At 71.0% G+C, this 4,983-nt stretch carries 6 protein-coding genes; 4 read left to right on the top strand and 2 right to left on the bottom strand.

Translation table 11 applies throughout. The annotated features are described in order from the left end of the window. Together N864_RS19110 and N864_RS19115 are read right to left on the bottom strand one after the other, a co-directional pair. A partial coding sequence (locus N864_RS19110; RefSeq protein ID WP_034720982.1) for a thiamine pyrophosphate-dependent enzyme occupies positions 1-372 on the bottom strand: 372 nt, incomplete at its 3' end. Next, a complete protein-coding gene (locus tag N864_RS19115) occupies positions 369-2,237 on the bottom strand; it encodes a 2-oxoacid:acceptor oxidoreductase subunit alpha (protein ID WP_034720984.1) in 1,869 nt (622 codons plus the stop codon). The genes N864_RS19115 and N864_RS19110, both read right to left, overlap by 4 nt. 268 nt (positions 2,238-2,505) lie before the next feature. Here N864_RS19115 and N864_RS19120 point away from each other — a divergent pair, with 268 nt between their 5' ends. The 4 genes from N864_RS19120 to nuoH are packed head-to-tail and all read left to right on the top strand — an operon-like array spanning position 2,506 to position 4,965. Beyond that, on the top strand, positions 2,506-2,865 hold the full coding sequence (locus N864_RS19120) for an NADH-quinone oxidoreductase subunit A (protein WP_034720986.1): 360 nt from the start codon (positions 2,506-2,508) through the stop codon (positions 2,863-2,865). After that, entirely contained in the window at positions 2,865-3,464 is a 600-nt protein-coding gene (locus tag N864_RS19125) for an NADH-quinone oxidoreductase subunit B (RefSeq protein WP_034720989.1), read from the top strand. Before N864_RS19120 ends, N864_RS19125 begins: the two co-directional genes overlap by 1 nt. Beyond that, positions 3,461-4,003, top strand: coding sequence for an NADH-quinone oxidoreductase subunit C (locus tag N864_RS19130; protein ID WP_034720992.1), 543 nt, complete (start codon positions 3,461-3,463; stop codon positions 4,001-4,003). Before N864_RS19125 ends, N864_RS19130 begins: the two co-directional genes overlap by 4 nt. Next, entirely contained in the window at positions 4,000-4,965 is a 966-nt protein-coding gene (nuoH, locus tag N864_RS19135) for an NADH-quinone oxidoreductase subunit NuoH (RefSeq protein WP_034720994.1), read from the top strand. Before N864_RS19130 ends, nuoH begins: the two co-directional genes overlap by 4 nt. Positions 4,966-4,983 lie beyond the last annotated feature (18 nt).

The raw sequence follows: 4,983 nt of genomic DNA on the forward strand, positions 1-4,983 counted from the left end.
GCCGCCGATGGAGAGGGAGTCGCCGTCACCGGTGACGACCCAGACCGAGAGGTCCTCGCGGGCGGTGGCCAGCCCGGTGGCGATCGCGGGGGCGCGCCCGTGGATGGAGTGCATCCCGTAGGTGTCGAGGTAGTACGGGAACCGCGACGAGCAGCCGATGCCGGAGATGAACACGATGTTCTCGCGCTTGAGGCCGAGCTCGGGCAGGAAGCCCTGGATCGCGGCGAGGATCGCGTAGTCGCCGCAGCCGGGGCACCAGCGCACCTCCTGGTCGGAGGTGAAGTCCTTCTTGCCCAGGCTCTGCCCGTCGGCGAGGCGGGGCACCCGGGCGGTGCCGGACGCGGGGGTGGGGAGGCCGAGGTCGATGCTCACTGCTGCTGCTCCTTGACTGCGCGCACGATGACCTCGGCGAGCTCCGCTGCGGGGAACGGCAGCCCGCGCACGGCCGTGTGCGACTGGATGTCGACGAGGAACCGGGCGCGCAGCAGCATGGCCAGCTGCCCGAGGTTCATCTCGGGGACGATGACGTGGTCGTAGGCCCGCAGCACGTCGCCGGTGTTGGCCGGCAGCGGCGCGAGGTGGCGCAGGTGCGCCTGGGCGACCCGGGCCCCGGTCGCGCGGGCCACCCGGACGCCGGCCGCGATGGGCCCGTAGGTCGAGCCCCAACCGAGCACGAGGACCCGCGCGTCGCCGGTCGGGTCCTCGACCTGCAGGTCCGGCACCGGGATCCGGTCGATCTTGGCCTGGCGCAGCCGGACCATGTGGTCGTGGTTGTCCGGGTCGTAGGAGATGTTGCCGGTCACGTCGGCCTTCTCGATCCCGCCGACGCGGTGCTCGAGGCCCGCGGTGCCGGGGATCGCCCAGGGCCGGGCCAGCGTCTCGGGGTCGCGCAGGTAGGGGTGGAAGACCGGATCCCCGGCAGCGTTGGTGTCGTTCGGCTCGGTCGGGAACGTGACGGTCAGGTCGGGCAGCTGCGCGGTGGTGGGGACCTTCCACGGCTCCGAGCCGTTCGCGAGGTAGCCGTCGGACAGCACGATGACCGGGGTGCGGTAGGTCGTCGCCATCCGGACCGCCTCGAGGGCGATGTCGAAGCAGTCGGCCGGGGTCGCGGGAGCGACGACGGCGACCGGCGACTCGCCGTTGCGCCCGAACAGGGCCTGCAGCAGGTCGGCCTGCTCGGTCTTGGTCGGCAGGCCGGTCGAGGGACCGCCGCGCTGGATGTCGCACACGACCAGCGGCAGCTCGAGCGAGACCGCGAGGCCGATCGTCTCGGCCTTGAGGGCAAGGCCGGGCCCGGAGGTGGTCGTGACCCCGAGGGACCCGCCGAAGCTGGCCCCGAGCGCCGCGCCGACCCCGGCGATCTCGTCCTCGGCCTGCATCGTCGTCACGCCATACCGCTTGAGCCCGGACAGGGTGTGCAGGATGTCGGAGGCCGGGGTGATCGGGTAGGAGCCGAGGAACAGCGGCAGGTGCGCGCGGTGCGCGGCGGTGACCAGGCCGAGGGCGAGCGCGACGTTGCCGGTGATGTTGCGGTAGGTCCCGGCCGGCATCGCGGCCGGCGCGACCTCGTACGCGTTGGCGAAGTCCTCGGTCGTCTCGCCGTAGTTGTAGCCGGCCCGCAGCGCCGCGAGGTTCGCGTCGAGGATGTCCGGCTTGCCGGCGAACTTCGCCTTCAGGAACGCCTCGGTGCCCTCCATCGGCCGCGTGTAGAGCCACGACAGCAGCCCGAGGGCGAACATGTTCTTGGCCCGCTCCTTCTCCTTGCGGGTCAGCCCGTCGAACTCGCCGAGCGCCTCGACGGTGATCGAGGTCAGCGCGACCGGGTGCACGTCATAGCTCTCCAGCGACCCGTCCTCGAGCGGGTTGGTGGCATAGCCGACCTTGCTCAGGTTGCGCTTGGAGAACTCGTCGGTGTTGACGATGATCGTCGCGCCGCGCGGCACGTCGCGCAGGTTCGCCTTGAGCGCCGCCGGGTTCATCGCCACGAGCACGTCCGGCGCGTCACCCGGCGTCAGGACGGCGTGGTCGGCGAAGTGCAGCTGGAAGCTCGACACGCCGGGGAGGGTCCCCTGCGGGGCCCGGATCTCCGCCGGGAAGTTCGGCAGCGTCGACAGGTCGTTGCCGAGCAGCGCCGTCGACGACGTGAACCGGTCACCCGTGAGCTGCATCCCGTCACCGGAGTCCCCGGCAAACCGAATCACGACACGATCGAGCCGCTTGACCGTAGTGGTGCTCATCCTGGGCGATGTCCTCGTGTTCTCGTGGTGGGCGGTGCTGCAGGCACGGCCGTTGCTCCTGACCCAGAAGCCACTTCCATCGTAGTTCGCCGGTTCGGTGCCCGAGTGTGGACCTCAGCACATGGGACGACGAGCAGGCCGTATGCCGCTCAGCCGCCTCCCGCTGGCGGCGCACCGGCTCTCCCGCACGGCCGGCACGACGCGGCCTGCCCGAGAAAGCGCGCCGAGCTGAGCGGCATACGGACCTTCACTGGCTAGGCTGGCGAGCATGTCCGGTTACATCGTCGTGGCAGCGGTCCTCGGCGCCGGCGTGCTGCTCGTCACCGCGGCGATGGTGGTCCGGACCCTCCTCGCGCCGCACGCTCCGGTCCCGGCCAAGCTGACGACGTACGAGTCGGGCGTCGACCCGGTCGGGGAGGGCTGGGCGCAGACGAAGGTGCGCTACTTCGTCTTCGCGTTCCTCTACGTCATCTTCGCGGTCGACGCGATCTACCTCTACCCGTGGGCGCTGGTGATCCGCGACGCGAACCTCGGCGTGGCGAGCCTCGTCGAGATGGGGATCTTCATCGCCGTCGTCGTCCTCGGGCTCGCCCATGCGGCCCGACGTGGCCTGCTGAGGTGGGTCTGATGGCCGTCGACCTGCCCATGCCACGCGTCGGCCCGGTCAGTGAGCACGCCCCGCGGCCGATCAAGGTCGTCCTGAACTGGGGGCGACGCTACTCACTGTGGGTCTTCAACTTCGGACTCGCCTGCTGCGCCATCGAGTTCATCGCGACCTCGATGGGCAGCCATGACTTCATCCGGCTCGGCGTCATCCCGTTCGCCCCCGGCCCCCGGCAGGCCGACCTCATGGTCGTCTCCGGCACGGTCACCGACAAGATGGCCCCCGCGATCCGGCGGCTCTATGACCAGATGCCCGAGCCGAAGTACGTCATCTCCTTCGGCGCCTGCTCCAACTCCGGCGGGCCCTACTGGGACTCGTACTCCGTCACGAAGGGCGTCGACCAGATCATCCCGGTCGACGTCTACGTGCCCGGGTGCCCGCCACGCCCGGAGGCCCTGCTGCACGGCATCATCCGCCTGCAGGAGAAGATCGCCGACGAGTCTCTCTCGAGCTCCCGGCTCCGCAGGAAGTATGCCGCTCACCGCACTCCCAGCGCCGCTGAGCTGAGTCGCCCCCTCCTGTTCACCCCGGGCCACGAGCCGGTCGGGGAGGAGCGGCCGTGAAGGTCAAGGAGGTCGTCGACGTCCCGCTCGCCGAGTGGGCGTCCCGGGTGAGCGAACTTGTGGCGCAAGGCTTCTCCTACTTCGACTGGCTCACGGCGGTCGACCAGACGGATGCCCCGGAGCAGCCTGGGCTCGACGTCGTCGTCCACCTCGTCGACGTCTCCACGCCCGGGGGGCTGCGGTCGGTGCTGCTCCGGACCCGCGTGCCCGACGGTGCGGCCCTGGCGTCGTTGACCCCCGTCTTCCGAGGGGCCGCCTGGCACGAGCGCGAGACCCACGAGATGTTCGGTGTCGACTTCGCCGGTTTCGACGACGGCACCGGCCTCGGGATCCGACCGCTGCTGCTGCCCGATGGTTTCGAGGGCACGCCGCTGCGCAAGTCCTTCATGCTGCCCGCCCGGGCGAGCAAGGCCTGGCCCGGGGGCAAGGAGCCCGGGGAGGGCCATGAGGGGCCGCGCGGCGGCGCGGAGCGCGGGGCGCCGTCACGGCGTCGGGTCCAGGCACCCGGTGTCCCGCCGCCCGAGTGGGGGCCGCGATGAGCGACCTCGGCTGGCTCGAGGTGGTGCTGCGCGCCGTCGCCGTCCTCGCGGGCTTCCTCGTCCTGCCCCTCCTCGTCGGGCAGACCGAGCACAAGGTCATGGCGCACATGCAGGGCCGCCTCGGCCCCATGTATGCCGGTGGGTTCCACGGGTGGGCCCAGCTCGTCGCCGACGGGGTCAAGTTCGTCCAGAAGGAGGACGTCGTCCCGGCCCGTGCCGACCGGTGGGCGTTCCGCCTCGCGCCCGGTGTCGCCCTGGTGCCCTGTCTCATCGCCCTCGCGTTGATCCCGTTGTCTCCCAACGTCGTCGGCGCCAAGGTGGACGCGAGCGTGCTGCTCGTCCTGGCCGTCATCGGGGTGGGGATCATCGGCACCCTCATGGCCGGCTGGGCCTCCGCCAACAAGTACTCCCTCCTCGGGGCGATGCGCGCGGCCGCGCAGCTCGTGTCCTACGAGCTGCCGATGGTGCTGGTCGTCGCCTCCGTCGCCCTCGCCGCGGGGACGCTCTCGCTCATCGGGATCACGCAGGCCTGGACCCCGTGGTGGTTGCTGTGGCAGCTGCCCGGGGCGGTGGTGTTCTTCGTCGCCGGCCTCGCCGAGCTGCAGCGCACCCCCTTCGACATGCCGGTCGCCGACTCCGAGATCGTCTTCGGCCCCTACACCGAGTACACCGGGCTGCGCTTCGCGTTCTTCCTCCTCGCCGAGTATGCCGGGATCGTCGTGATGTCCCTGCTGTTCGCGGTCCTCTTCCTCGGCGGCTGGTCCGGGCCGTGGTCGGGGACGCTGGGCTGGCTCTGGACGCTGCTCAAGGCCCTCGTCGTGGCCGTCGTGGTGATCTGGTTCCGGGTGTCCTGGCCGCGGCTGCGCGAGGACCAGCTGCAGCGGCTGGCCTGGGTGTGGCTCGTCCCGATCGCCCTGCTGCAGCTGGCGGTCACGGCAGTGGGAGTGGTGATGATGCGATGACCCAGCCGACCGACCCGC

Source organism: Intrasporangium chromatireducens Q5-1 (genome assembly GCF_000576575.1).
GTDB lineage: Bacteria > Actinomycetota > Actinomycetes > Actinomycetales > Dermatophilaceae > Intrasporangium_A > Intrasporangium_A chromatireducens.